Genomic DNA, 26,336 nt, shown 5'->3' with positions numbered 1-26,336 from the left:
ATCTCACAATGAAAAATAATCAAATAAAATATAAAATGCTGATTTTATCAGCAACGGTGTTTCTTGCTTTTGGATGTAAGAAAACATTAGATATCAACGTAAGTCCAAACAATCCCTTAATTGAGACGACCACCCCAGAAGTATTATTCCCGTCTGCTGTCGCTTCTACAGCCGGACGTGTTGGCGGTGAACTAACGATTATTGGCGGTATTTGGGCCCAATACTATACTCAGGCTAACGCTTCAAATCAATACAAAACGATTGATGCTTATGCCCTGACCCGTAACGATTTTAATGGCAGTTACAACGAGCTGTTTTCTGGCGCGCTGGCAGATTATCAACTGGCTATAAACCTTGCGGTAGCTAGAAGCGATTGGCGTTATAATTTAATGGCCACTGTAATGAAAGCTTATACCTACCAGGTATTGGTTGATTTATATGATAAAGTTCCCTATACGGAAGCATTAAAAGGGCTTGATAATTTACAGCCCAAATTTGACGATGGTTATACCATTTATGTTGGCCTGCTTGCCGAAATAAATGCAGCCCTTGCTAAAGATTATACAAGTATTGATTTAAACAAGGATCAGAAAAAAACTGATTTTCTTTTTGGCGGAGACATGGATCTTTGGACCAAGTTTGCCAATACACTAAAGTTAAAAATGTATTTAAGAATGGTAAATGCCAAGCCGGCAGAAGCACAGGCTGGAATTATGAAGTTATATACTGATGGGGCAAATTTTTTAACTACAAGTGCAGGCATTGCCACATTTGAAGATGCACCAAATAACAGTAATCCTTTTTACGAGTATAATGTTCGCCGTTTAAATACCACTACTAACCTAAGGGCAAGTAAAACATTTACCAGTTGGTTAGCTGTTAATAATGATCCAAGAGCGAAATATTATTATGGAACACTTACTCCTGTACCGATGAATCAAGGGGATTATACAGCAACAGCAGTTGAACAACCTACTTACGCAGGAGCAACTGTTTTTGCCCAAACTGCTAAAGATCCGGTATGGTTTATATCAGCTGCAGAATCATACTTTATGCAGGCAGAAGCGCTTGAACGTTATTATGGAGGGACAGGTGCTGCTGCAATGTACCAAAATGGCGTTAAATCTGCTTTTACGCAGGTTGGACTTGCTGTAAGTGCAGTTCCGGTACCTTACCTGGTGTATACGGGTACCTTTGACCAAAAGCTTGAGAAAATTATTGTGCAGAAATGGTCCTCTTTCGCTGGCTCGCATAGTTTAGAAGGTTTCTTTGAGCAGGAACGTACCGGTTATCCTAAAATAAGTGCGGTGTATTCTACTGACGATAACTATATTCCCGGCCAGTGGGTGTATTCGAAAAACGGGGTAACTTCAGGTTTGTTCCCTAAACGTTTAGTATTTCCTGCGTCATCAAGAGATAGAAACAGCAATACGCCTGCAGAAGTGCCAATTACAACTAAGGTTTGGTGGGGTAAATAGTATTTAATTGATAAAAGATGAAAAGATATTTAACAATAATCATATTGGGGGTTATAGGCATGACTTATAGCTCTTGCAAAAAAGAGTCGTTTGATTATCCGGAAGGTTATGTCGGTATTTCCAAAGTAACGGTGTATCCAATAATCACGATGAAAGGGGATAAATATGTAGCGGTAGCAAAAGGGGCAGCATATACTGATGCTGGTGCTACAGCGGCTGCAGGTACAAGCACCATAGAGGTCAAGGTAACAGGGCTACCAAATACAGCTACCGCAGGTGTTTATTTGATCACCTATTCAGCCACAAATACAGATGGTTTTGCCGCAACAACAACAAGATCAGTTGTTGTGTACGATACCAAGGCTGATGCCTTAGCCAACGATTTTTCCGGTAACTACTTAAGGGCAGCTACCGGAGCAATTTCAAAATGGACAAAGCTGGCTCCAGGCGCTTATTTGGTTAATAATCCGGGGGGGGCTGCAACAGGTACAACAGTTAATGTAATTGCCATCAATCCTACAGGGAGTGTAATTGATATTCCACAGCAGAATACGGATAGCGGGCCATGGGGCTCTAATACCGAGAGTAAAGACTTAAGCTCGGGCACTTATTCATGGGCGGTTGAAAACCCTGGCTATGGTACTGCCGTTAGAACCTTTGTTAAACAATAAATAATAGAACGATGAAAAAATATTTTTATATACTAATACTTTTTGTACTAAGCATTTCTGCTTGTAAAAAAGAGGAGCCGGTAGGTGGTACAGCTGTACAGGACCTGTCTGGCGAGTGGTGGGTGCAGATTGACGGCGCCGGAGATTATTATGGTATTTCTACCTATAATACAGCCGATAATTCATCGAGCCAGATGTGGTTAAACCTAACGAATTTCTGGGGAAATGCAAATAATACCGTTTTTGGAAAAGTAAATGTAAATGTGGATAACAAAACCCTTAGCGGTGCAAAAATTGCTAACGCAGGCAACTATCCAGGAGGGATAACCTTTACTGTAACAAACGGTAAAATAACACCAGGTGGTGCTGTAGGCCCATCATCAAAAGCGCCAACCGATGCCATTACATTAGATGTTGAATTTTCTGACGATGCCGGAACGGTTTATCACCTTAAAGGATACCACAGAACCAAATTTGTAGGCGACGATCACTAAGCTTATTGAAAATTAAAAGATGCAGCCTCCTGGATTTATTTTCAGGAGGCTGTTTTGTTTAATCATAAAAAGCTAATATAAACTGCATGTTAAATAGACTAAAAAATGGGCTGAATGTTAAGAGATTAATTAACAATAAGGATGAAATGTGTCTATCTAATCATGCGAATTTTTCAAACTAACAGACTAGTTGTCTGATTATTAAGTGCGTTTTGACAACCCTAGAGCACTTTATGACAATTATTGTGTATAAGTGTTAAAAATTGTTAAAATAAATTTGGTGTTAATCATAACTAACTCTATTTTAGCACTTAAATAATCATTAACTAACCTATTTTCAAATTATGAAAAAACTTCTACAAAGTTTGTTCATTCTTGTGCTGTGCGCATTCTCTGCGTTTGCACAGGAAAGAACCGTAACTGGTACAGTTACTTCTGCGGATGACAAATTGCCAATCCCTGGTGTAAGTGTTAAGGTACAAGGCACCCAAAGTGGCGCCGTTACAGATGCCAGCGGTAAATATGCCGTTCGTGTTCCATCTGGATCTACAGTGTTAACATTCTCTTTTATCGGTTATGCGCCTCAAAACAGAACAATCGGCGGATCATCTACGGTTAATGTGGTTTTGGAAGCAGATTCTAAATCACTAAGTGAGGTTGTGGTAACCGGAGCTGGTTTAACAGCTCGTAAAAAAGAACTTGGTGCTGCACAAACAACATTGAGCAATGCTTCAATCACGCAGGCTAAACCAACTAACCTTGTTTCGGGCCTTGTTGGTAAGGTTGCCGGATTGAATATTCAAGGTGTTGGTAGTGGGGTTAATCCCAATTATCGCGTTGTATTGAGGGGTATGCGTTCATTAACAGGAAACAACCAGGCCTTGATTGTTGTTGATAATGTAATTGTGCCAAACACAATTTTAAGCAACATTAATCCTGACGATGTTGAAAATCTTACAGTTTTAAATGGTAGTAGTGCAGCAGCTCTATACGGTTCTGCCGCATCAAATGGTGCATTAATCATTACTACTAAAAAAGGAAAAAAGGATGGTTCTTTTGATATCAAAATTGGTAACACTACAACATTAGAGCAAGTTGCATTTTTTCCTAAGTTGCAAAAAGAATTTGGATCTGGATCTGATAACGATTTGCAGATTTATCTTCCCTACGAAAATCAACAATATGGTCCGCGTTTTGATGGAGTTGTAAGACCAATTGGCCGTCCATTAGCAGATGGTTCAATTCAAATGGTTCCTTATTCTTACACAAACAGTAAAGATGATTTCTGGGATAATGGTGTAACCAATTTTACTGATTTTTCTGTATCATCTGGTAATGACAAAGGAAGTTTATATGCTTCTGCCCAGTATATGAGAGCTTCAGGAACAACTCCTGGCGATAAGTATAATAGAGCTACGGTGAAAATTGGTGGAACAAGAGTGGTTTCTGACAAAATCACCTTCAACTATTCTGCTAATTATATCCAAAATAGACAGGATTTAACAACACAAACAGGTAGTATTTATAATGTTTTGCTAAATGCGCCTTCTCAGGCATTGATTACTGATTATAAAGATTGGAGAAATAATCCTTATGCTAACCCTAATGGTTACTATAACGCTTATTACAATAACCCTTACTTTCTTGCTGATAACTACAGACAGCAGGTAAGAAATGATTATTTCTTGGGTAATGCCGAATTGAAATATAAACCATTAGAATGGTTAGATTTTACTGGTCGTGTAGGTTTAACTACGCAAAATCAATCATCTAAAAATTATTCAGATATTTTCAAATACAGCGATTATACTAAATCTATCTCGGGTTCTAGCGAATACAAGCAGCAAGATATCTTAGGTGGTGTTTCTGATAATCTAAATTACACTACTAATATTGTAACTGATTTCATTGGGCATGCACAGAAAAAAGTTGAAGACTTCAAGTTCGATTTAACTGTCTTGGGTCAATTAATTCAAAATCAATCTAAATCTGCTACTGCTTCTGTAAACGGTTTAGTAACTGCTGGTGTATTCAATCTTGGTAACAGTACTAATAATCCGACAGCCTCAGAGGGTAATTCGTTAACCCGCTCTTATGGTTTAACCGGAAAATTAGATATTGGTTTTAAAGATTACTTGTTCTTAAGTTTAACTGGTCGTAATGATTGGGTTTCAGTGTTAGCTCCTGAAAACCGTTCGTTCTTCTACCCTAGCGCAACGTTATCTTTCGTCGCTTCTGATGCAATCGAAGCAATTAAAGATATCAAAGAAATTGATTTCATCAAATTAAGAGGTGGTTGGTCAAAAGTTGGTCAAGTGAATATCGGCGCTTACAGCTTAGTTCCAACATTCGGCCAAGGTGCTGGTTATCCATATAATGGCCAGGGTGGTTTGTCTGTTGGAAACACGTTGATTTCTAAGGATCTAAAGCCTGAGATAACATCTGGTTTCGAGTATGGTGTTGAAGCTAGTTTCTTCAAAAGCCGCGTTAACTTAACCGCTACTTATTATAATACCAAAACAAAAGATCAAACAGTTCCAACTGGGGTATCTAGCACAACTGGCTACACAAGTTATTTAGTAAATGCAGGACAAACAACAAGTAAAGGCTGGGAAACAAGCTTAAATGTTGTGCCTTTTAAAACTGAAGACTGGGAAATTACTTTAGGTACAAATTACGCTTACTATGACAACACTGTTGATTATATCAGTGCTGATTTAAGTCAGTTAACTCTTGGGGCTTACGGCGGTACAGTTGGTTCTTATGCAATAGCTGGGCAACAATTTCCAGTTATTCAAGGTACAACCCACGTACGCGATAGTCAGGGAAGAATCATTGTAGATAGAATTACTGGTTACCCTTCTGCAACAACAGGTATTAGTATTCTGGGACAGGCAAATGCTAAACATATTTTAGGCGTTAACGTGAATGTTCACTATAAAGGATTTAACTTATATGGATCTGGTGAATATCGTGGTGGTAACGTTATTTATAACGCTGCTGGTAGTACATTCGATTTCAGTGGTGCTGGTATTAATTCTGCCGCTTACAACCGTGATCGTTTTGTAATACCTAACTCGTCTTATTTAGATCCAACAACCAACACCTATGTTGCCAACACCAATATTACTGTTCGTGATGGTGGACCAGGTTATTGGACTATTGCAGGACCAAGAACAGGTATCAACGAAAACTACGTAACTTCTGGTGCTTTCTGGAAAATTAGAGAGTTAGCTTTATCATATGATGTACCAGCAGCTTTCTTAGCAAAATCTAAAGTAGTTAAAGGCGCTAGGATTAGTGTTCAAGGTAGAAATTTATTTATCTTCCTGCCTAAAACTAACGTGTATACAGATCCAGAATATAGTGATGGTAATGGATCAAGCAGTGGTAATGCGATTGGTTTAACCAATTTAAATCAAACTCCACCATCAAGGTATTATGGAGCTACATTAACATTAACCCTATAATAATAAAGACATGAAAAGAATTTTTAAATATATATTCGGATTTTCAATGTTGGTTTCTATCTATTCTTGTAAAAAAGATTTGGATATCAACACCAATCCCAATTCAGTTACCGTAGCTTCTGTAGATTTGGTTTTGCCAAACGCTATCGTTGCAACAGCTAACAGTATGTCTGCTTATAACAGCATGGGTGCTCAGCAGGTAGGATATTTCACAAATGGAGGCGGAGTAAGTGGCTGGGGAGGTATTATTTCTTACAATTGGAATACAGGCGATTTCGCCGGCCTTTGGGCAACTACTTACGATGTTTTAACTGATGTTCAGTACGTGATTAGCAATTCTGAAGGAAATGCAACCTTCAAAGAATTTAATGCTGCAGCTAAAGCGCTTAAAGCTTATAATTACGCATTACTAGTAGATACATATAATGATATACCTTATACAGAGGCTTTGCAAGGAGACACGAAGCTCCAGCCTAAGTACGATAAAGCTACAGACATTTATAAAAATTTAGTAGACTTACTGGATCAATCAATTGCTACATTTAAAGCAACAGGAACCGGGCTAGGCTCTAACCTATTTATAAAGGCCGATCCATTGTTTAATGGTAATTTAGGAAGATGGGCCGCTTTTGCTCAGACACTTAAATTAAGATTGGTTCTTAGAGGACAGGGAAAAGTAACCTTCACCAACACTACTTTCGATAGTTCGGTTGGATTCTTAACTGAAGACGCTATTGTTCAGCCGGTTTATGCTAAAACTGATAATAAACAAAACCCTATGTGGAACGCCTGGGCCTATAGTGCTTCAGGAACTGCGGTTGGAGCTGCTAGTCAGTATGCCCCAAGTGCTTATATTATGACATTTTATAATGGTATTAAGCTTCAGGATGCTGCAAGAGCAAAGGCTGTTTACATTTCTGGTACTGCAACCCCAACAAATCAGTTAGGGTATCAGAATTCAGACGCGGGTAGAGGGCAAGCACCAAGTTCTTGGTTTGTTAGCGCAACAGCAAGTCCTTCAGCAACTTCTGCAGCTAAAGTTGGTATTTTAAAAGGACCAGATGCTGGGCAGCCTATTATGTTGGCAGCAGATAGTTATTTTTTACAGGCTGAAGCAAATGTTAAAGGTTTGGTGGCAGGAACGGCTAAAAATAACTTTATTAACGGAATAGCATCTTCATTTAAATATCTATATAAGGATAATACAGGTACTGTTCCTTCAACGTACAATCTTGGAACGGATATTACAGTGCCTGTTGCAAGTCAAGGAGATCCTGCTAAATATCTTCTTAATAATGCAGGCAGCGCTTTAGCTAATTTTGATTTGGCTTTAACTGATGACCAAAAATTAGAAGCAATTATTACGCAAAAATACGTGGCTTTCAATATGGTATTCGGAAATGAAGCATGGAATGAATATAGAAGAACTGGTTATCCGAAAATTTTAGCCGGAACTGCTAAAAACGATACCTTCGTTTCTATCGTTTCCGAATCAACAGCAGCCGATAAATTACCAACAAGAATTCAATATCCTGCGAATGAATTCAAGTATAATGCAGCGAATGTGCCAGCAATAAATAAATATTCAAGTAAGATATTTTGGGCTAAATAATTGTTATTTCAAACATTCATAAAATTAAGTCATGAAAAAAATTATAAATTTATTCGTCTTAGGACTAATAGTAGCTGGATTCAGCTCTTGTTTAAAAGATGATTCTATAATAGGGCCAGATGCTCCTGGAGCAACGAAGAATATTATTGAATTTTTAAACCCAGATCATATTGCTTCGGGTACTTCAAGTACATATCCTTTGTATATTAAGAATTTTGATATTAAACCTACAGGAAGTGCTGTTGTAGAAGTAGCCTATTCAGGTGTTGACGTAGCTCCTGAAGACATAGCTGTTAAGGTTGATTTAGCACCAGATGCAATTACAAAATATAATAGTGATAATACGAAAGCGTATACCCCATTGCCAACCACCCTTTATTCATTAACATCGTTAAATTTGGTTATCCCGAAAGGACAGAGAACAGCAAGCTTCACAATCAATGTTAAGCCAGATCAATTCGATTTGAATGCTGCTTATGCATTGGGCTTTAAAATAAGCTCTGCTTCAACTGGCGTTATTAGCGGTAATTTTGGAACCATAGTGGTGGCATTGGGAGCTAAAAATAAGTATGATGGTATTTATACCCTTGATCAAACTTCTCCGATGGTTGATGCTACATCGGCAGCATTGGTAGGATACTATCCAATCGAACAAGAATTGCGTACTACTGGTGCAAGTTCGGTAACAGAATATGATGGTCGTTATGCAGCTAATAATTATGCCCATCCAATAAAAAATGGAACCTCAACATCTAGTTATGGAAACTTTAGTCCAATTTTTAACATGGATGATGCGGGTAATGTAGTTAGTGTAACCAATTATTTTGGACAGGGAACTAATTCAAGTGGTAGATCGGCAAGATTAAATCCGGCTGGTGTTAATAAGTTTACTGTTAATGGAGATACGAAAGTACTGCAAGTAAGCTATATCATGGTTCAGAATGGAGTAGATAGAACATTCTTCTACGAAAAATGGACTTACAAAGCTGCCAGATAATCTGCATATATTAGATTTAAAAAAAGGGGTGTCTTTTTAGATACCCCTTTTTTGTGTTTAGTCTGTCTAGTCTTAGTATAGCGATACAAAAAAGAAGTATCCTCATGGACAAAAAACAAATTATTCAAGACGTAGTCAGAAAGATTACATCTTACGCTTTAAACTTCAAGTCGTTAGCGAAGTTGAAAATGGCGAATTGAGTTTATCGCAAGCTAGAATTAAATACGGTATACAGGGCGAAAGTACTGTTCGTAATTGGTTGCAAAAATATGCTAACTTTGATTGGGAGCACAAATCCCTTTTTCATATGCCCAGAAAACCAAGGCAGCTAAAAAGCTATTATATTCGATATGATGATTGATATTGCAGAGAAGGGATTCGATATAGCTTGGATACCGTCAAGTTATAATGGTACAAATTATGCTTCTGTATTTTCTGTGAAAGCCTGAATAGATTTTGCCCAGAAGCCAGGAATAAAACAAAAAATTATTTGGGTTTATTAACATAAGCGTATTTTTTATAAAGTGAGCGCAATGGTTGAGAGCCATTGCTTTTTATGCTTTAATTTTTTGGTCTATCACCTGGATGTCATGATATATTGCCGCTTTATTGTAAGATTTGTATTACAAAATAATAAATTCTATATTGCGAATTATTAACTAACCTTTTTTTTATGAAAAAACTTTTACAAAGTTTGTTCGTATTGATGCTAGTTGCATTTAGTGCAATGGCACAAGAGCGAACAATTAATGGAACAGTAACATCAACGGAAGATAATATTCCACTTCCTGGTGTAAGTGTTAAAGCCCTGGGATCACAGGCCGTTGCCGTAACAGGCGGAGATGGTAGGTTTACCATTAAGGTAACTACTGCTGTTACATCCATCCAATTTTCATATATTGGATTCACAACTAAAACAATTAATCTTACTTCTTCTAACACGTTAAATGTTGGATTAGCTCCTGACGCTAAGACCCTAACTGATGTTGTTGTGGTTGCGTATGGTACTCAGAAAAAAGAATCGATTACGGGTTCCGTTTCAAGTATTAGTTCAAAAGACCTTGAAAAGAGAACCGTAACCAATATTACAGCATCCTTACAAGGATCGGCTCCGGGTATATCTGTTTTGGCTTCTAATGGCCAGCCAGGTAATAGTTCTGCTATTCGTATTCGGGGTTTTGGTTCTTATTCATCTTCAAACAGTCCGCTTATTGTTTTAGATGGTGCAGTATATGATGGGAGTATTGGAGATATCAATCAGAATGATGTTGAGAGTATTTCGGTATTAAAGGATGCGTCTTCTTCAGCGCTTTATGGTTCAAGAGGAGCTAATGGAGTAATTATCGTTACCACTAAAAGAGGTAAATCGGCAGAACCAGCAATCAATGTTAATTTCAGTCAAGGATGGTCTACCCGTGGAATTCCTGAATATGACCGCTTAGATGCTTTTCAGTATTATCCAGCAGTTTGGCAAGCGATTAAAAATAACCTGATGTTTTCTGCTTCCCCAGTGTTAACTGACGCAGCAGCTTCAACAAAAGCTTCTGCGGATGTTTATACGAACTTGATTTATAATCCGTTCAATGTTCCAGGGGGTCAGATTGTAGGCACTGATGGTATGCTTAATCCTAATGCGTCTTTGTTGTATAATGATTTTGATTGGTATAAACCGTTAGAGCGTACTGGAAAAAGAACCGATGCGAATATTAGCACATCTGGTAGAAGTGAAAAAACAGATTACTTCGTATCTTTAGGCTATTTAAAAGATAGTGGTTTTATTTTAAAGTCTGATTTTGAGCGTTTTAATGCACGTGTAAATGTAAATACCAAGCTTAGATCATGGTTAAAAACAGGCTTGAATTTGTCAGGCGCAATGTCTGATGCCAATACAGCGAGTGATGCTTCTACAGGTAACGGCGCAAGTTTCGTCAATCCATTTTCATTTGCAAGAGGAATTGGCCCAATCTACCCTATACATGCTTTCAATGCAGCTGGGGATCCAATACAGAACTCACTTACAGGCGAACAATGGTATGATTATGGTACCTTCCCTGGTGCTATAAACCGCCCTTCTGGAGCTTCTCCCGGCCGCAACGTTGTGTACGAAACGATGCTTAATGATAATTCTTACAAAAGAAGTCAATTAAGTGCGAGAAGTTATGTTGAGGTGAAATTCTTAAAAGATTTTACTTTCACTCCAACAATTAGCATGGATTTGAGAAACAACAATATTGATCAATTTCAAAATCCAATTGTTGGTGATGGTGCAGGTGCAAACGGAACAAAATCCCAAAGTAATGCTGTAACCAAGTCATACACTTTCAATCAAATCTTAAGTTATAATAAAACAATTGATAAACATACGATCTCAGTATTAGCAGGTCACGAAAATTACTATTTTAAATATAGAATATTTCAGGCTGACAGGTCAAATATGGTTGCTCGTGGTAACACTGAGTTTGCAAACTTTGTTACGGCGACTAGTTCTTCTGGTAGAGAAGATAACGACCGTATTGAGTCATATCTATCTAAAGTTAGTTACAATTACGACGATAAATACTTTATTGACGGGTCGTTAAGACGTGATGGTTCCTCAAGATTTTCTGCTGAACAAAGGTGGGGAACATTTTTCTCAGCTGGTGCTACCTGGGCGATTAAGAAAGAAAACTTCCTAAAGGATGTAAGCTGGTTAGACGATTTAAGGTTAAAAGTGTCTTACGGTCAGGTGGGTAATAATGCTTTACTTGACGGTAGTGGAAATAACAGGTATTATGGTGATAGAGCCTTTTTTGACTTAGGTTCGAACAGTAATACTGAAGGTGGTGTTTTATTGGCTTCTATTGCTACACCTAATCTAACCTGGGAAAAACAAAACACGCTAAATACAGGAATTTCATTCTCATTCTTTGGCAGAAGATTATATGGTGAATTAGAGTACTACAACAAACAGGTAGATGATTTAATTTTCAGTGTTCCTCAGCCTTTATCGGCAGCTGTTACCAGTGTTTACCGTAATATAGGTGCAATGTATAACAGAGGTGTTGAGCTTCAATTAGGTAGCGACATTATTCGTGAACAGGATTTTACCTGGGGTTTAATTACCAACTGGAGTATTTTGAAAAATAAAATCACAAAACTTCCGGATGAGACGCCATTCATTATTAGTGGAACCAAAAGAAGAGAAGTAGGCCATGGTATTTACGATTACTGGTTAAGACAATACGCTGGAGTAGATCCTTCAGATGGTTCAGCGCTATATCTCCCTGCTGATGGTACACTTGCTGCAAACATGCGTACGGTAAACGGTGTTCAATATGTAACCAATCAGTCGTTTGCGAAATTTGATTATTCAGGTACAGCAATTCCAGACTTGATGGGCTCTTTTGTAAATACATTCACTTATAAAGACTTGTCATTCTCGTTCATGATAAATTACCAAATTGGCGGCAAGGCTTATGATTCAATTTATCAGGGCTTAATGAGTACTGGCTCTTATGGTGGTGCATTACATCAGGATATATTAAATTCCTGGACTCCAGCAAACAATACCTCAAATACACCAAGAGCTGATTTTGGCGCTACAGCAAATACTAATGCTACATCTAACAGATGGTTAATTGATGCTTCTTACTGGAGTTTACGTAACGTTAATCTATCTTACAGTCTGCCTAAAGCCTGGTTAAACAAAATTAAAGTGCCAAGTGCGCGTATTTTTGCAACTGGCGAAAATTTATACCTGCATTCAAAAAGAAAAGGACTAAATCCTTCTGAATCTTTTGACGGTACAAATGCTAATACTTATCCACAAAGTAGAAACTTTAGTGTGGGTATTAACTTAACGTTATAATCTTTAAAATTAGTGTAGAAAGAGATATGAAAAAGCTTTTAATATTAACCAGCTTAGTGGTAGCTTTAATAGCTCCAGGCTGTAAAAAAGAATACCTTGAAACCAAACCAACCGATCAGATTGCTTTGGAAGAGGTATTCACCTCAACAACAAACGCAAGTGCTGTAATCAATGGTGTTTATGCCTACATGAATACAAGAACTACTACTACTACCTCAAATGCACAAGGCAAGCCCGGTGTTGGTGGTATTTTATTAGGCATTGATTTTATGGGAGAAGATTTGCATCAGGCAGCAGCCACATGGTTTACCTCAACAGGTGAGGGTAACTATGTAGCGCCACGTACTGATACCCATGCAAGTAACTTGTACTATTACCGCACGTTTTACCGGATGATTAATAATGCTAATTATGTGTTGGATAATATCGATTTACCAACTGTAACAGGATTAGATTCAGAGAAGAGTAGATTGAAGGCAGAAGCTTTAACCATAAGAGCTTATGCCTACTCGTATTTGGTTCAATTTTACGGAACAAGGTACAATGCTGCAGCAAAGCCGAATGTTCAATTGGGCGTGCCTTTAGTGTTAACTACTGCCGATATTATTAAGCCACGTGCAACTGTTGAAGATGTTTATAATCAGATAATTGCTGATTTGGATAAAGCAATTGCATTAAACTCGACTACCAAAGCAAACAAAACGCATGCTGATGTTTGGGTAGCCAAGGGCTTGAGAGCAAGAGTTGCCCTAACTATGCAAGATTATCCAAATGCGATCAAATATGCGAAGGATGTGATTGATGGTGGTAAATACCCATTAATGAGTCAGGCCGATTACCAAAGTGGTTTTAACAATAACGGGTTATCTGAATTTATGTGGTGTGCAATGCCTACCACTGAGCAAGGAGATACATTTGGATCATTCTACGCGCAAATTGCATACAATGCAAACTCCACTTATATGCGCGGTACACCAAAAATGATTAACTCGAACTTATATAATTTAATTTCTGCAACTGATGTGAGAAAGAAAATGTGGGAACCAGCTCCAACGGCAGCCAATTTTCCATTGCCTACTACTGCATTTACCAGAAGACCTTATATGAGTAGAAAGTTCTCGGTTAAAACAGTTGGTGATCCTTCTTTAGGTGATACGCCATGGATGAGAAGTGCCGAGATGCATTTGATTCTTGCCGAAGCTTATGCAAGAAGTAGTCAGGATGGATTGGCACAAGCAGCTTTATTCGCTTTGGTTTCGAAAAGAGATCTAGCTGCAGTTCAAAGCACCAAAACGGGGACTGCACTTGTTGATGAGATCATGGTAAATCGTAGAGTAGAACTTTGGGGTGAAGGTTTTAGATATTTAGATTTAAAACGTCTAAACTTACCTTTAGATAGAACTATAACCAATGTTCCCAACTATGTTGGTACATCAGTAGCAAATCTTTTAACTATACCAGCAGGCGACGTTAAATTTTTATTCTTAATCCCACGTGATGAGTTGAATGCAAATCCTGCAATTCCACCAAGCGCACAGAATCCTTAAGATTTATAATAATATTTTATTCAAGGGGCCATTTTTATGGCCCCTTTTTTGTTTTTATGGAGGTGGTTGTTCTCTACAACACTATCTATTATATGAAGCTGGCTGTCGGCTCATCATTTTTTGTGTCGAATCTGTCTCTAATCCTATTTTAATGTATTTGTATCTTATTTGTTTGAATTAATTTCTTTAATTCCGTAGTTTTCTGGTCTTTTTCTTTGTTTGGTGCTCATTATGGCATATTTTACTATAGTTTTTATCCCGCAGCTATGGTTTTTGTGAAATTTTAGGTAACATTTTTTTGCGTGTAAAATTTGCATTACACAATACTTAGTTTTATATTGACAGCTTATTAACCTGAAACTAAACTAATTCATGAAAAGACTCCAACCGGAGTTGTTCGTTTTGTTGTTTGTTGCAACCGGAGCAATAACGCAATATAGAACAACTATTAGCCCAATTGCGGCCAGAGAAGATCCGTACTCTTTTTATTAACAATTAATAATTCGACTATTAAATGTAAAACAGACATTTTAAGTATGTATTATATTAATTTTTATAGCTTATAAATTATATGCTTGTAATAATAGTTAATAGTCGTTTAAGAAACATTTTTCACTCAAAAAACAGATAACAAAAACTAAAAATTTTTAAAACTATCATTAACTAAACTAAAATTTCTTATGAAAAAACTTCTACAAAGTTTGTTCATATTGCTATTTATTGCAGGTACTGCAATAGCGCAAGATCGAACAATCACAGGGACAGTTACGGGTCAGGAAGATGGGTTTCCCCTACCAGGCGTAAGTGTTAAAATTAAGGGTGCAGCAGGTGGAACGATAACCGGCGCCGATGGCAAGTATAGCATTCGTGTTTCGGGCAAAGCTACAGCACTTGAGTTTTCATTTATCGGCTACTTAAGCCAATCTAAAGCCGTTGGTGCAGGAAGCACAATTAATGTTGCTTTAGTAAGCGATTCTAAAACATTATCCGATGTGGTGGTTACCGGTTACGGGGTAACTAAAAAGAGAGACTTTACTGGTTCTGCTGCAAGCGTGAAGGGCGAAGATTTGAAGGATAAACCTGTTCAAAGTTTTGTTCAGGGTTTAACCGGACAAGCTGCAGGGGTAAGTATTATTCAACCCAATGGTTTGCTAAATAACCCACCGGTTATTCGGGTAAGGGGTGTGAGTTCGATCTCATTAAGCTCATTCCCATTAGTTGTGGTAGATGGTATTCCTTTTCCAACCAGCGATGCATCTGCAAACTCTGCTACCAACAACCCACTTGGCGATATCAATCCGGCAGATATTGAAACGATCGATATCTTAAAAGATGCGGCTTCTACGGCACTTTATGGTTCGAGAGCTGCAGCGGGTGTATTGGTAATTACCACCAAGAAAGGAAAAAGCGGTGATGCTAAAATTACTTATGATGGATGGTATGGCGTGAATAACGCTGTACGCCTGCCTGATCTATTAAATGCGCAACAATACATGGATAGCAAGAATACAGCCATTGCAAATGCCCTGGTACTAAATCCTAACGCAGTACCGGCATCGCAAAGAGATGCGAATAACAAAAGTTTCTTTCCAAGTTATAATGCTGATGGATCGTTAGTTGATACCAAATGGTACGATGAGGTTTACAGAACGGCACAATCGCAAAACCATAACGTAACTTTAAGCGGTGGTACAGCAAAAACAACTTATTATTTATCAGGAGGGCTTTCTGATCAGGATGGTTTTCTTAAAAATAATACTTTCAAAAGATATTCTGCCCGTATAAACGCTACGCATAAAGCTACCGATTGGTTAAGCTTAAGCATGAACGTTAACTACAACAACAGTATAAACAGGGCGCCTAATAGCGGCTCAGCTCCTGGCGCCGCCTTTAACTCATCAGGTTTGGGGCGTATTGCTATTGCCATTGCTCCAAACGTACCGGTTTATAATGCTGCAGGTGGTTATAACATCTCGGCCAATAACGTAGGTAATGCGGCCAACCTGATTACCAGTACCTGGGCACACCCAACAGTGCTGATTGACAAAGATGTTAACAGCTCGGAAAATAACAGGTTCTTAACTAATTTAGGAGCAGATTTTAAAATTATTGATGGTTTAAACTTCAGGTCTAATTTCTCGTGGGAAAGAGCCAATACCGAAAATATTCAGTTCTGGAATCCACTTCAGGGGGATGGATATTCGTTTAATGGTTATGCCTATAACAATACTGCCCGTAGAAATAACTGGAACTGGATTAACACTTTACAATACCAAAAATCATTTGACGGTGTACACAATTTAAACCTGACTATCGGTAGCGACGTTCAAAATACCAGGACAGAAAACTGGGGTGCTATCCGTCAGGGATTGGGTGATCCTACTTTCTTCGATCAGTTTCAGGGTACATTTACCACAAACGTACCTGGCGGTAACAGTATCAACGAAATTGCATTTCAGGCTTACCTGGCAAGTGCAAGTTATAACTACAAAGGAAAATATTATATCAGTGGTAACTTCAGAAGAGACGGAAACTCAGCATTATCTTCTGATAATAAATGGGGTAACTTTGGTGGCGGATCTGTAGGATGGACCATCTCAGAAGAAGATTTCTTTAAAAACTCGGCACTAGGTAAAACTGTAAATTCGTTAAGAATCAGGGCAAGTTACGGTCGCGTAGGTAATGCAAATGTACCTGCATACAGCGAATATACTACTTACAGTCCCGGACTTTACGGTGTAACGCCTTTTGCATGGATTTTTGGTCAGGCGGGTAACAAAGAGCTGAAATGGGAAACCAGTAACCAGCTTGATTTTGGGTTAAACCTTGCCTTGTTCAATAACCGATTAACTTTTGAGGCCGATTATTTCAAGAAAGACATCAATAACTTATTGTTGAACGTACCTCAGGCTTTATCGAAAGGTATTCCGAACGATCCGGCCGGAACTATTCTTGCCAATGTTGGCTCGATGTACAATAAAGGCTTTGAGTTTGCATTAGGTGGTACACCTGTTAAGACAGAAAAGTTTTCGTGGACAGCCAATTTAAATTTTACCACAATTAAAAACGAAGTAACTGCTTTAGATCCTAATGTATCGCAAATTATTGGTACAACGGGAGGTTTAGAATCTGCAAGTGTTACAAGGGTTGGCGAATCAATCGGTAGTATTTATGCCGTTAAAACAAATGGTGTAAATCCGGCAAACGGACGCAGAATTTACATTAATGCTGCCGGACGTGAAGTTCAATACCAACATTTTGGTGGAGCTAATGCCTGGACTTACCTGGATGGAACGGCTGCACCATCTCCGGCTGGCGATGCTCAGGTAATTGGCGGAACTTTACCTAAATGGTATGGCGGTTTCAATAACACTTTAAACTATGGTAATTTCGATTTAAACTTCATGTTTACTTTCTCTGGTGGAAACTACATCTACAACGGTTCTCGAGCCGGTTTGTTAGATCAACGTGTTTGGAACAACTCAACAGAAGTTTTAAACGCCTGGACAACCCCAGGCCAGCAAACCAATATTCCAAGGGTAGTTTATGGCGATAACGTTTCAAACGGATCTTCATTTGCTATTGATGCGAACGTAGAGAAGGGCGATTTCTTACGTTTACAGGCAGCAACTTTGGGTTACCGCATTCCAAAAAGTGTTTTTGGTAAATCAGGTATAAACAGTGTGCGCGTTTACGCATCTGTAAATAATGCATTCCTGATTACCAACTATACTGGTGTGGATCCGGAAATATCAACCAATGGTAACAGCAACTTGGCAAGTGGTGTAGAGCGTAACTCTATCCCTCAGGGCAGGTCGTTTACATTTGGTATTAGTTTAGGTTTATAATATTAATAATCATATCCATGAAATTATTTCATATCAAAACATATAAATTGAAGTTGGCTACAGCAGCTATACTTGCAATTCCCTTAGTTGGAAGTATAGCTTCCTGCAAGAAAGAATTTTTAGAAAAGACTCCCGAACTTACCCTTCCCGATCAGGAAGCATTTGCTAACCCTACCCGGATTTTAGGACAGGTAAACGGCTTATATGTATCATCTAAATCTGGTTCTTTGTTTGGTGGCCGTTATCTGATCTACAACGATATCAGGGCAGAGGAATTTGTAAACAGGACCGGTAATGGCGTTACAGGTTATGATGTTTATCAGGGTACCAATAACTCAACCAATACCTATGTGGCGAGTTTCTTTTCGCAGGCCTATTTAACCATTAACAGGGCAAACCTTTTTCTGGATGGGCTGGCTAAAAATAGTACGGTTTTAACTCCGGCAATAAATGCGAACTATGCCGGCGAGGCTAAATTTGTTAGGGCGTTAAACTATTTCGCGCTGATACAAATTTTTGCAAAACCTTATATCGCTGATAATGGCACTTCAAGAGGTTTGCCGCTTCGTTTAACACCAGAAACATCATTGGCCAATAATGCACTTAAAAGCAGTACTGTTGCAGCAATTTACGCGCAAATCATTAAGGATCTTGATGAAGCTGAGACAGGCTTACCTGATACGTACAGCACTCCATTATTGCGCACTACGCGTGCACACAAAAATAGTGCTATTGCCCTAAAAACCCGCGTGTATTTAGCCATGGGTAACTATGCTAAGGTATTAGAAGAAGGTAATAAACTGGTTCCGCAAATTGCGCCTTTTACCAATTCGGCCAGAACGGCCCATGCCTTGCAGCCAAGTGTTGTTAGTGTTTTTCAGGCACCGTTTACTACTTCCGAATCGATATTCTCGTTCCCGATGGCCGATACCAATGCCCCTGGTACACAAAATCAACTTGGTTATTACTATAGCTGGGCTGGAAACGGAAATCTGGAGTATTCATTAAACAAAACCGGAGCTGGTATTTATGCCGATGTGGCATGGCCAACCTCTGATGCCAGAAAATCGCTTTTAACACAAGATGCAACCATTTCTGGTGTATTGCATTCTTACCCAATTAAATATGGTGCGGTATCGCCATTTACTGATTTTGTTCCAATTATCCGCTATGCCGAAGTATTGTTAAACGTTGCCGAAGCAGAAGCATTAGCCCCAGGAGGTAACCTGATACGTTCGAAAGCTTTATTGCAAGCCGTTCGTACACGTTCTGATGCCGGTTTTGTATATGGTGTATTAGTGACGCCAGCGGCATTGGAAGCAGCAATTTTAAAAGAAAGAAGAATTGAGCTTTTGGCTGAAGGTTTCAGGTATAATGATTTAGCGAGGAAAGCTGCACCACTTCCATCATTTGGAGCTGGTACCTCAATTCCCCTTGCCGATCAGCGTTATACTTTCCCCATTCCTATAGGCGAGTTAAACACCAACCCATTGGTAAACACATTTTAAGCTAATATCCTTATAAAAAAGGGTTCGGAAAAATTAATCTCCGAACCCTTTTTTATAATGCATGCTGGACTATAACCCAACTATTTCTTATCCACACTATACTTGCCCGGACCAATAAAAATAAGACTGAAAAATACAATGCCCATTTCTATGGCGTGGCTGGCGCCTCCCAAACCGTCGCCTTTACCAAAATGAACCAGAGCGGCTATAATCATCGTAAATACCAGTAAAATACAGGCCGGGCGATAAAACAACCCTACTATCAGCAGAAAACCACCAAAGGTTTCGGTAGCTGCTGCCATAAAGCCCCAGAATATAGGTAAGAAATTAATCCCGATAACCTTCATGCTGCCGCCTAAGCCTGTCCAACCATCTGGTCCGCCGGCCAGTTTCGGAAAACCGTGTATAATAAACATCACCCCGATACCAAGGCGTAAAAGTAAAATTCCCGTGTTTCTGTACTTTCCTAAATTATCTAAAATAGCCATCTTATAAATATGTAAATTGAACGTTGTTTGTTTCTGCTTTTAGTTCTACCTCTGCTCCTAAAACCATACTGAGGTTATTATTAATGTGCCCAGTTGGGAAATTAAAGCAAACCGGGTAATCGTATTCCTTTACAATATCCCATATTACCTCATCGGCTGTTTGTCCGAACGAGATCTTTTCCTCTGCGATTTCGTTAAAGGCCCCTACAATCAAACCTTTCAGGTTTTTCAGTTTACCTGCCCTTTTCAGCATGCGCAACATCCGGTCGATGCTGTATTCGTGTTCCCCTATATCTTCAAGGAAAAGGATTTTGCCATCATAATCCATTTCTGAAACCGAACCCTGCATCATGGCCAGTAAGGTTAAATTACCGCCAATTAAAATACCATCAGCTACTCCTGCCCTGTTTTTAAAGGTGCTTTGATAGGTATATTGTTGTTTCCCGCCAAATAAAGAATTCTGCAAAGCAAGTAATGCCGCTTCTGTCGAATCATCAAAAGTATAAGGCATTTGAGCATGGATACATTGCGTATTGCTTTGGGCAATCAGGTGCGAAAGCAGTACCGTAATATCGCTAAAACCAACAACCCATTTCGGGTGCTGATCAAAAGTGCTAAAATCAAGTTCATCGATAATCCGGATGGTACCATAACCACCACGGCCTGCAATAATGGCTTTGATGGATGGATCGTCTAAAAAACGCTGAATATCTTTAGCCCTTAATTTGTCGGTACCGGCAAACTGGTGATGGCTGGCATATACGCTGTCGCCCAAAATAACTTCCAGTCCCCAGCTTTCTAAAAGCGCTATGGCATGGTCAATTGGTTTGGGTAATTTCTTTGCCGGACAAACCAAGGCAATCTTATCTCCTTTTTTTAAATACGGGGGCTGCTTAATCATCTTCAAAACACTTATCTTTGCCAAATTAATAAAAATTGTTTTGGATAATAGTAAAATAAAAAGATATACCGTAACCGCGGCACTTCCATACACTAATGGACCGGTTCATATTGGGCACCTTGCCGGTGTTTACATTCCGGCCGATATTTATGCCCGTTACCTGCGGTCGAATAAACGCGATGTAAAGTTCATTTGTGGATCTGACGAAAACGGCGTACCCATTACTTTAAAGGCCAAAAGAGAAGGTATTACCCCTCAGGAAGTAGTAGATAAGTATCACAAAATTATTGGCGATTCGTTTAAGGAGTTCGGTGTTTCTTTCGATATTTACCACCGTACCTCATCTCTTACGCACCATCAAACTGCGGCCGATTTCTTCGAAACGCTTTACAAAAAAGGAGTTTTTACTGAAGAAATTACCGAGCAATATTACGATGCTACGGCAAAGCAGTTTTTGGCCGACCGTTACATTACCGGTACCTGCCCTAAGTGCGGTAACGAAAATGCTTATGGCGATCAGTGCGAAAACTGTGGTTCTACGCTTAATGCTACCGATTTAATTAACCCTAAATCGACCCTTTCGGGCGATAAACCCATTTTAAAGGAAACCAAAAACTGGTTTCTGCCCTTAGATCAGTACGAAGAACGCTTAAGAACGTATATAGAAAGCCATAAAGAATGGCGTCCGAATGTTTACGGACAATGTCATAGCTGGTTGAATGCAGGCTTACAGCCGAGAGCCATGACCCGCGATTTAGAGTGGGGCGTACGTGTTCCATTGCGTGATGCTGAAGGTAAAGTGCTTTATGTATGGTTCGATGCCCCGATAGGTTATATTTCGGCCACTAAAGAGCTTTGTAACTATGCCAAACTGGATGTTTGGAATCCTAAAGCAGAAGAATACTACATTAGCAGCTACGAAAACGATAAATGCGGTTGGGAAGAATACTGGAAAAGTGATGAAACCAAACTGGTACACTTTATCGGTAAAGATAATATCGTTTTCCACTGTATTATTTTCCCGGCGATGTTAATGGCCCATGGCGAATATACCCTGGCTGATAATGTACCAGCTAACGAGTTTTTAAACCTCGAAGGCCAAAAAATATCGACTTCTAAAAACTGGGCGGTATGGTTAAACGAATATTTAAGAGAGTTTGAAGGGCAGCAGGATGTTTTGCGTTACGTATTAACCGCTACTGCACCCGAAACGAAGGATAACGATTTTACCTGGAAAGATTTTCAGGCCAGAAACAACAACGAACTGGTAGCCATACTGGGTAACTTTGTAAACCGTGTAGTGGTACTCACTCATAAGTATTTTGGAGGTTCAGTACCTACCTGCATGGAAATTACACCAGTAGATCAGGCGGTTATTGATGAATTGGCAGGTTATCCGGCTAAAATATCGGCTTCTATCGAAAATTACCGTTTCAGAGAGGCTTTAGCCGAAGTGATGAACGTAGCCCGTTTAGGTAATAAATACCTGGCCGAAACCGAGCCCTGGAAACTGATTAAAACCGACGAAGATCGGGTTAGGACGATTTTGAATATTGCCTTGCAAATTGCTTCCAATATCCAGATTTTAATCGAGCCGTTCTTACCTTTTACAGCCGAAAAGCTAATGAGAATGCTTAAAAACGGTGGCCACGACTGGGAAGATGCCGGATCAGTTACTTTGCTTAAACGCGGTCATGAAATTGGTGAGGCTATTTTATTGTTCGATAAAATAGAAGATGCAGCTATCGATTTCCAGATCGAGAAGTTAAACCAGAGTAAAGCCAGCAATGCTGCGGCTACGGCTGTTGCGGTACCAGCTAAAGAGAATATCCAGTTCGATGATTTCTCTGCTATGGATATCCGTGTAGCCACTATTGTAGCCGCCGAAAAGGTAGAAAAAACCAAAAAGCTGTTAAAGCTGACTGTTAATACTGGTATTGACGAACGTATAGTTGTATCGGGCATAGCTGAATATTATAAACCCGAAGATATTGTTGGTAAGCAGGTAAGCATGATTGTTAACCTGGCACCACGCGAAATTAAAGGGATTTTATCGCAGGGCATGATCTTAATGGCCGAAAATGCCGAAGGTAAGTTAACTTTCGTAGCACCAGCCGAAAAGTTTCAGGAAGGTAGCGTAATTAGATAAGTTCGGTATCCGTATATTTCATTATGATAGCCGTTATCTCGACTGGAGCGCAGCGAAACGGAGAGATCTTTAAAATAGATTTAGCTTCGCTGAGCACTGCTTGGTTCTCGAATCCGTTGCACTTCGCTCGAAATGACGATAAATCTTGTCGTTGACCATAAAGCCGTACCAACATAGAATCTTTGTATTAAACAGGAATTAGGAAGGCATTTTGAGGGGGATTTATCAGTGCCAAAGCAGAAAAGCTCCAATAAGTTTGAGTCTTCAATGCCGCCAAACATTTTGAAATATACCCATGTCAGGTAAAAAGTTTTATTATATTTGCGCCGTTGTTCAATAACAGTACTGGCCCCGTAGTTCAACGGATAGAATAGAAGTTTCCTAAACTTTAGATAGCAGTTCGATTCTGCTCGGGGCTACCATAGTGGGCAAATCAAATTTTTGTTTGGTTTGCCCCTTTTTTTGCCCTCAAATGCAGCCTTTTAAGTGCCTAGAACGCGCACTGCCTCGTTCATTCGAACAGTTCGATGTTGTGTGCCGTCAAAAGTGAGTTTTTGTGGATAAATCGAACTGATTAATCGTCTTTTACCTGCTGAATCTGCCTCTAAATATGTTTCGTGAAGGTTTTTGAGCAATCCGGTAGCTTTACCTATTAATTGAATAATATTCTCTTTTCCCCTGGATAAATTGATAAGCCTGTTTTCCAGAATCAGGATATTTTTCTCACAGTCCGATTTGATTTTCCTGTACTCAAAATCAAGGATTACATCATTGAGCATCTTGTCTCTGGCTTTAGAAAACCTAATATTAAAATCTTCCAATTGTTTTTTTACACTAGCCAATTCATTGTTATCTTCACTTGAAACATATTGATATACCTGTTTCAAGATCATAGCATAAGCTTCATGCAAGACCGGATCTATAGTATATTTTTTCAACTCCTCTATAAATAGCTTATTGACTTTTTCGGCATTATATCTCACCCCGCATTTGGCAATGCAATGATAATAATGGTAGTAATTATTATAGCCTTTTGAGGCACTGCCTGATAGCATAGAGCCGCATTCTGGACATATCAGAAATCCTCGCAGGGGAAGCATATCCGGAGAACATATCGTTGTTTTCTTGGGTTTATTTCTACCATTCAAAACATCCATTACTTTATAAAAAAGCCCTTCAGATATAATAGCTTCATGCTGACCTTTAGCCGTGTGAGCTTCCTCCTCTTTATATTTTGCGATTGGTATTCTGCCGCAATAAATAGGATTTCTTATTATCTGCCAAAAGTTTTTCCTGCCAGTCTTAAGCCCTTTTTCTGAGGCAGCCCTCCAAATCTGGTCAATTAACCATTTGCCAGTAGACAGCTCTTCATAAGCCCACCTCATCAATGATGCCTGAGGGGTTGCTCGATGGCTTGCGGTTCAATTCCAAGACCATCTAAAATTTTAATCATCTGATAGGCATCTCCTGCGTTTCTACTAAACCTATCCCATTTGGTGAAAAGAACCAGATCGGTTTGCCCTCTTTTTTTCTTTAGCTCAGCTAATAATTTTTGCCATGCAGGTCTAATAAAGGTTTTTGTAGAATGATCTTCAAAAACAACCTTTCTAACTTTAATGTCCCTTGCAAAACAATACTTTTGAAGTACCTCTTCCTGGTTACGCTGAGAATATCCTTTATCGGCCTGTTCATCAGTACTTATCCTTATATATAAATCTGCTGTAATCATTCTTTTAAAACTTGCTCTATTTCCAATATAGCTAAAATATATAGCAAATCCAAGACCTCTTTCGCTTGATTTACAGATAGTTTTACACCATTTTTCTTTAGCATTTCGATTAATTTTTCAGGAGGAATTCGGACTATTGGAAGATTTCTCATACGTAGTAGTAAAGCCTAAAAGTAGGGACACGATCTTTCCAGTTTTATAGGAAAAAGAGACCTTTGCGATTAGTATTAACCTCCCCATTACCAATACCGCAGTTATTGTTTTAGATTTTCTCCCTTTTTTACTGCTTTTATCTAGCTAAATCTTTTTTATCAGATGTTAATAAAATTGTTACTGCTGTTTCCTGAACATGAATACCTTGTAGCTCTCAAGTGGGCTTATAGATAATGTAGAATCTGTCGTTCCATTTAGCAAATAGCAGTTGTTCTTGGACGAATCTGCCGGAAAGCTCAACTTTAGATATTCAGTAGTCTGATCAATAGGAACAATTACGCCACATTGTGGTGTGGTATTAGAAATAGAATAATTAGATGTGTCCGAGGATGATCCAACGTATCTTTCAATGCATGTGCCGTTGCTCAAAAATATGAACTGCCAATTTTCATCCTCTTCAGATTTCCAAGAGCCTACAACATTGCTAAAATTCATTTTTTTCCCAATGTTTCCTGGATTCTGATCGACAGGGGACTGACGATATACTTTGACAGGGGGCTGCGATTCTGTTAATTTTTCTGGTGGCTTTCCACTTTTATAGGAAAAAGAGAACTTTGCTATTAGTATTAAGCAAGACATTGCCAATGCTAAGATTATTGTTTTTGATTTCATCTTATTTATTTTAATCACAATCCACATTTTGTTTTACCGAGTTAAATTTTGACTTACGGTCGGATAACCCGTTTTTACCACCATTAATTTTTTTTGTCACTGCATCAACAGAAGTCTTGTTATTGACATCCATTCTGTCCAAAACCTTTGATTTGAAAGCCCATAGGGCACTTTCGATAGCAAGTATAGGATCGGAAGCTACTTGATCTGGGTCACTCATAATGTCTATTTCATCGTCATTTTGAGCGTTGTAAAAATCCTCAAAAGCCTGGTAATTGGCTCTTCCCGTCAGCTGCATAGCTCCTCTTCCTCTATATTTGTAACCATCTCCTGGTTCATTGTTGCCATTAATTTTTACTACCTCCAAAGCTGTAAACTATTTTCAGTATCGGACAAAATGATAGCTGAATATAATGATGGTAAAATAGAATTGATTGATTAAATGGCTGAAATAATTGTGATTGCCGGACCACCAGGAATTGGTAAAACTTCAGCATCAGAATCTATTTTAGTGAACGGTGAGCTATATCTTAATCAAGACTATTTTTACCTAAAATATAGGGAACAAAATAACTCCGACCCTGACAAAGCTGGAAGTGACAAGTTTAAAAAAGAAATATTTGAAGGCTTTTAGGCTAACACAATTCGCCAGCACAGTAGCAGCTCAATCGAGTCAGAGACTCGTATCTATTAGCTAATCCGTAGAACTCCTACGGAACTCTACGGACAGTTGGTTCATATACATAAAAAGATTATTTAGAAACCTTTAAAG

The 26,336-nt window shown here is 38.8% G+C and carries 20 protein-coding genes and 1 tRNA gene; 14 read left to right on the top strand and 7 right to left on the bottom strand.

The window, feature by feature from the left end; genetic code table 11:
- Positions 1 to 8 precede the first annotated feature (8 nt).
- The 11 genes from DBR40_RS17425 to DBR40_RS17375 all read left to right on the top strand — a co-directional run bounded on the left by DBR40_RS17425 (position 9) and on the right by DBR40_RS17375 (position 19,472).
- Positions 9 to 1,478, top strand: a complete 1,470-nt coding sequence (locus DBR40_RS17425; protein ID WP_124561020.1) for a SusD/RagB family nutrient-binding outer membrane lipoprotein — start codon at positions 9 to 11, stop codon at positions 1,476 to 1,478.
- A gap of 17 nt (positions 1,479 to 1,495) precedes the next feature.
- Positions 1,496 to 2,149, top strand: a complete 654-nt coding sequence (locus DBR40_RS17420; RefSeq protein ID WP_124561019.1) for an immunoglobulin-like domain-containing protein — start codon at positions 1,496 to 1,498, stop codon at positions 2,147 to 2,149.
- An 11-nt stretch (positions 2,150 to 2,160) separates the two neighbouring features.
- Positions 2,161 to 2,643 (top strand): lipid-binding protein, encoded by a 483-nt coding sequence (locus tag DBR40_RS17415; protein WP_124561018.1) that lies wholly within the window; start codon positions 2,161 to 2,163, stop codon positions 2,641 to 2,643.
- A 344-nt stretch (positions 2,644 to 2,987) separates the two neighbouring features.
- Positions 2,988 to 6,113 carry a SusC/RagA family TonB-linked outer membrane protein gene (locus DBR40_RS17410; RefSeq protein WP_124561017.1) on the top strand — a complete coding sequence of 1,042 codons (3,126 nt, stop codon included), beginning with the start codon at positions 2,988 to 2,990 and terminating at the stop codon, positions 6,111 to 6,113.
- 10 nt (positions 6,114 to 6,123) lie between these two features.
- A complete protein-coding gene (locus DBR40_RS17405; RefSeq protein ID WP_124561016.1) occupies positions 6,124 to 7,725 on the top strand; it encodes a SusD/RagB family nutrient-binding outer membrane lipoprotein in 1,602 nt (533 codons plus the stop codon).
- A 31-nt stretch (positions 7,726 to 7,756) separates the two neighbouring features.
- Entirely contained in the window at positions 7,757 to 8,722 is a 966-nt protein-coding gene (locus DBR40_RS17400) for a DUF1735 domain-containing protein (RefSeq protein WP_124561015.1), read from the top strand.
- Positions 8,723 to 8,870: 148 nt separating this feature from the next.
- Positions 8,871 to 9,083, top strand: a complete 213-nt coding sequence (locus tag DBR40_RS27285; protein ID WP_124561037.1) for a helix-turn-helix domain-containing protein — start codon at positions 8,871 to 8,873, stop codon at positions 9,081 to 9,083.
- Between the two features lie 312 nt (positions 9,084 to 9,395).
- Entirely contained in the window at positions 9,396 to 12,569 is a 3,174-nt protein-coding gene (locus tag DBR40_RS17390) for a SusC/RagA family TonB-linked outer membrane protein (protein ID WP_124561014.1), read from the top strand.
- A 26-nt stretch (positions 12,570 to 12,595) separates the two neighbouring features.
- Positions 12,596 to 14,116, top strand: a complete 1,521-nt coding sequence (locus DBR40_RS17385; RefSeq protein ID WP_124561013.1) for a RagB/SusD family nutrient uptake outer membrane protein — start codon at positions 12,596 to 12,598, stop codon at positions 14,114 to 14,116.
- A gap of 680 nt (positions 14,117 to 14,796) precedes the next feature.
- Positions 14,797 to 17,964 carry a SusC/RagA family TonB-linked outer membrane protein gene (locus DBR40_RS17380; protein ID WP_124561012.1) on the top strand — a complete coding sequence of 1,056 codons (3,168 nt, stop codon included), beginning with the start codon at positions 14,797 to 14,799 and terminating at the stop codon, positions 17,962 to 17,964.
- Between the two features lie 17 nt (positions 17,965 to 17,981).
- Entirely contained in the window at positions 17,982 to 19,472 is a 1,491-nt protein-coding gene (locus tag DBR40_RS17375) for a RagB/SusD family nutrient uptake outer membrane protein (RefSeq protein ID WP_124561011.1), read from the top strand.
- Positions 19,473 to 19,552: 80 nt separating this feature from the next.
- On the opposite strand, the gene DBR40_RS17370 is transcribed toward DBR40_RS17375, so the two are convergent.
- The gene (locus DBR40_RS17370) at positions 19,553 to 19,960 is read right to left on the bottom strand and encodes a DoxX family protein (protein ID WP_124561010.1); all 408 of its coding nucleotides are present in this window, start codon (positions 19,958 to 19,960) and stop codon (positions 19,553 to 19,555) included.
- A 1-nt stretch (position 19,961) separates the two neighbouring features.
- Complete coding sequence (locus DBR40_RS17365; protein ID WP_124561009.1) at positions 19,962 to 20,861, bottom strand: LD-carboxypeptidase; 900 nt, start codon at positions 20,859 to 20,861, stop codon at positions 19,962 to 19,964.
- A 40-nt stretch (positions 20,862 to 20,901) separates the two neighbouring features.
- Between DBR40_RS17365 and metG the strand changes: the two genes are divergently transcribed.
- Both metG and DBR40_RS17355 read left to right on the top strand, forming a co-directional pair.
- Positions 20,902 to 23,010: a methionine--tRNA ligase gene (gene metG / locus DBR40_RS17360; protein WP_124561008.1), complete on the top strand. Its 2,109-nt coding sequence runs from the start codon at positions 20,902 to 20,904 to the stop codon at positions 23,008 to 23,010.
- A gap of 347 nt (positions 23,011 to 23,357) precedes the next feature.
- A tRNA-Arg gene (locus tag DBR40_RS17355) sits at positions 23,358 to 23,432 on the top strand.
- A gap of 60 nt (positions 23,433 to 23,492) precedes the next feature.
- On the opposite strand, the gene DBR40_RS17350 is transcribed toward DBR40_RS17355, so the two are convergent.
- The 5 genes from DBR40_RS17350 to DBR40_RS17335 all read right to left on the bottom strand — a co-directional run bounded on the left by DBR40_RS17350 (position 23,493) and on the right by DBR40_RS17335 (position 25,931).
- Positions 23,493 to 24,395: a recombinase family protein gene (locus DBR40_RS17350; RefSeq protein WP_124561007.1), complete on the bottom strand. Its 903-nt coding sequence runs from the start codon at positions 24,393 to 24,395 to the stop codon at positions 23,493 to 23,495.
- Positions 24,395 to 24,739: a recombinase family protein gene (locus tag DBR40_RS17345; RefSeq protein WP_124561006.1), complete on the bottom strand. Its 345-nt coding sequence runs from the start codon at positions 24,737 to 24,739 to the stop codon at positions 24,395 to 24,397. Before DBR40_RS17345 ends, DBR40_RS17350 begins: the two co-directional genes overlap by 1 nt.
- Positions 24,736 to 24,891, bottom strand: a complete 156-nt coding sequence (locus DBR40_RS26890; protein ID WP_199748372.1) for a hypothetical protein — start codon at positions 24,889 to 24,891, stop codon at positions 24,736 to 24,738. The genes DBR40_RS17345 and DBR40_RS26890 overlap by 4 nt, the downstream gene beginning before the upstream one ends.
- 178 nt (positions 24,892 to 25,069) lie before the next feature.
- Positions 25,070 to 25,564: a hypothetical protein gene (locus DBR40_RS17340; protein ID WP_124561005.1), complete on the bottom strand. Its 495-nt coding sequence runs from the start codon at positions 25,562 to 25,564 to the stop codon at positions 25,070 to 25,072.
- A gap of 10 nt (positions 25,565 to 25,574) precedes the next feature.
- The gene (locus tag DBR40_RS17335) at positions 25,575 to 25,931 is read right to left on the bottom strand and encodes a glycoside hydrolase family 19 protein (protein ID WP_124561004.1); all 357 of its coding nucleotides are present in this window, start codon (positions 25,929 to 25,931) and stop codon (positions 25,575 to 25,577) included.
- A gap of 75 nt (positions 25,932 to 26,006) precedes the next feature.
- Between DBR40_RS17335 and DBR40_RS17330 the strand changes: the two genes are divergently transcribed.
- Positions 26,007 to 26,198 carry a hypothetical protein gene (locus tag DBR40_RS17330; RefSeq protein ID WP_124561003.1) on the top strand — a complete coding sequence of 64 codons (192 nt, stop codon included), beginning with the start codon at positions 26,007 to 26,009 and terminating at the stop codon, positions 26,196 to 26,198.
- The last annotated feature ends 138 nt before the right edge of the window (positions 26,199 to 26,336 follow it).

Origin of the sequence: Pedobacter sp. KBW01, assembly GCF_003852395.1 — a bacterium.
Taxonomy (GTDB): Bacteria; Bacteroidota; Bacteroidia; order Sphingobacteriales; family Sphingobacteriaceae; genus Pedobacter.
Note: the sequence above shows the minus strand (reverse complement) of the source record. Positions and strands in the feature narration are given on the sequence as shown.

Coding starts and splice junctions, on each gene's coding strand:
- DBR40_RS17370 (WP_124561010.1), bottom strand. CDS start 19,960: ATGGCTATTTTAGATAATTTAGGAAAGTACAGAAACACGGGAATTTTA.
- DBR40_RS17365 (WP_124561009.1), bottom strand. CDS start 20,861: ATGATTAAGCAGCCCCCGTATTTAAAAAAAGGAGATAAGATTGCCTTG.
- DBR40_RS17425 (WP_124561020.1), top strand. CDS start 9: ATGAAAAATAATCAAATAAAATATAAAATGCTGATTTTATCAGCAACG.
- DBR40_RS17385 (WP_124561013.1), top strand. CDS start 12,596: ATGAAAAAGCTTTTAATATTAACCAGCTTAGTGGTAGCTTTAATAGCT.
- DBR40_RS17345 (WP_124561006.1), bottom strand. CDS start 24,739: ATGATTACAGCAGATTTATATATAAGGATAAGTACTGATGAACAGGCC.
- DBR40_RS17390 (WP_124561014.1), top strand. CDS start 9,396: ATGAAAAAACTTTTACAAAGTTTGTTCGTATTGATGCTAGTTGCATTT.
- DBR40_RS17350 (WP_124561007.1), bottom strand. CDS start 24,395: ATGAGGTGGGCTTATGAAGAGCTGTCTACTGGCAAATGGTTAATTGAC.
- DBR40_RS26890 (WP_199748372.1), bottom strand. CDS start 24,891: ATGAGAAATCTTCCAATAGTCCGAATTCCTCCTGAAAAATTAATCGAA.
- DBR40_RS17420 (WP_124561019.1), top strand. CDS start 1,496: ATGAAAAGATATTTAACAATAATCATATTGGGGGTTATAGGCATGACT.
- DBR40_RS17405 (WP_124561016.1), top strand. CDS start 6,124: ATGAAAAGAATTTTTAAATATATATTCGGATTTTCAATGTTGGTTTCT.
- DBR40_RS17400 (WP_124561015.1), top strand. CDS start 7,757: ATGAAAAAAATTATAAATTTATTCGTCTTAGGACTAATAGTAGCTGGA.
- DBR40_RS17375 (WP_124561011.1), top strand. CDS start 17,982: ATGAAATTATTTCATATCAAAACATATAAATTGAAGTTGGCTACAGCA.
- DBR40_RS17330 (WP_124561003.1), top strand. CDS start 26,007: ATGGCTGAAATAATTGTGATTGCCGGACCACCAGGAATTGGTAAAACT.
- DBR40_RS17340 (WP_124561005.1), bottom strand. CDS start 25,564: ATGAAATCAAAAACAATAATCTTAGCATTGGCAATGTCTTGCTTAATA.
- DBR40_RS17410 (WP_124561017.1), top strand. CDS start 2,988: ATGAAAAAACTTCTACAAAGTTTGTTCATTCTTGTGCTGTGCGCATTC.
- DBR40_RS17415 (WP_124561018.1), top strand. CDS start 2,161: ATGAAAAAATATTTTTATATACTAATACTTTTTGTACTAAGCATTTCT.
- DBR40_RS17380 (WP_124561012.1), top strand. CDS start 14,797: ATGAAAAAACTTCTACAAAGTTTGTTCATATTGCTATTTATTGCAGGT.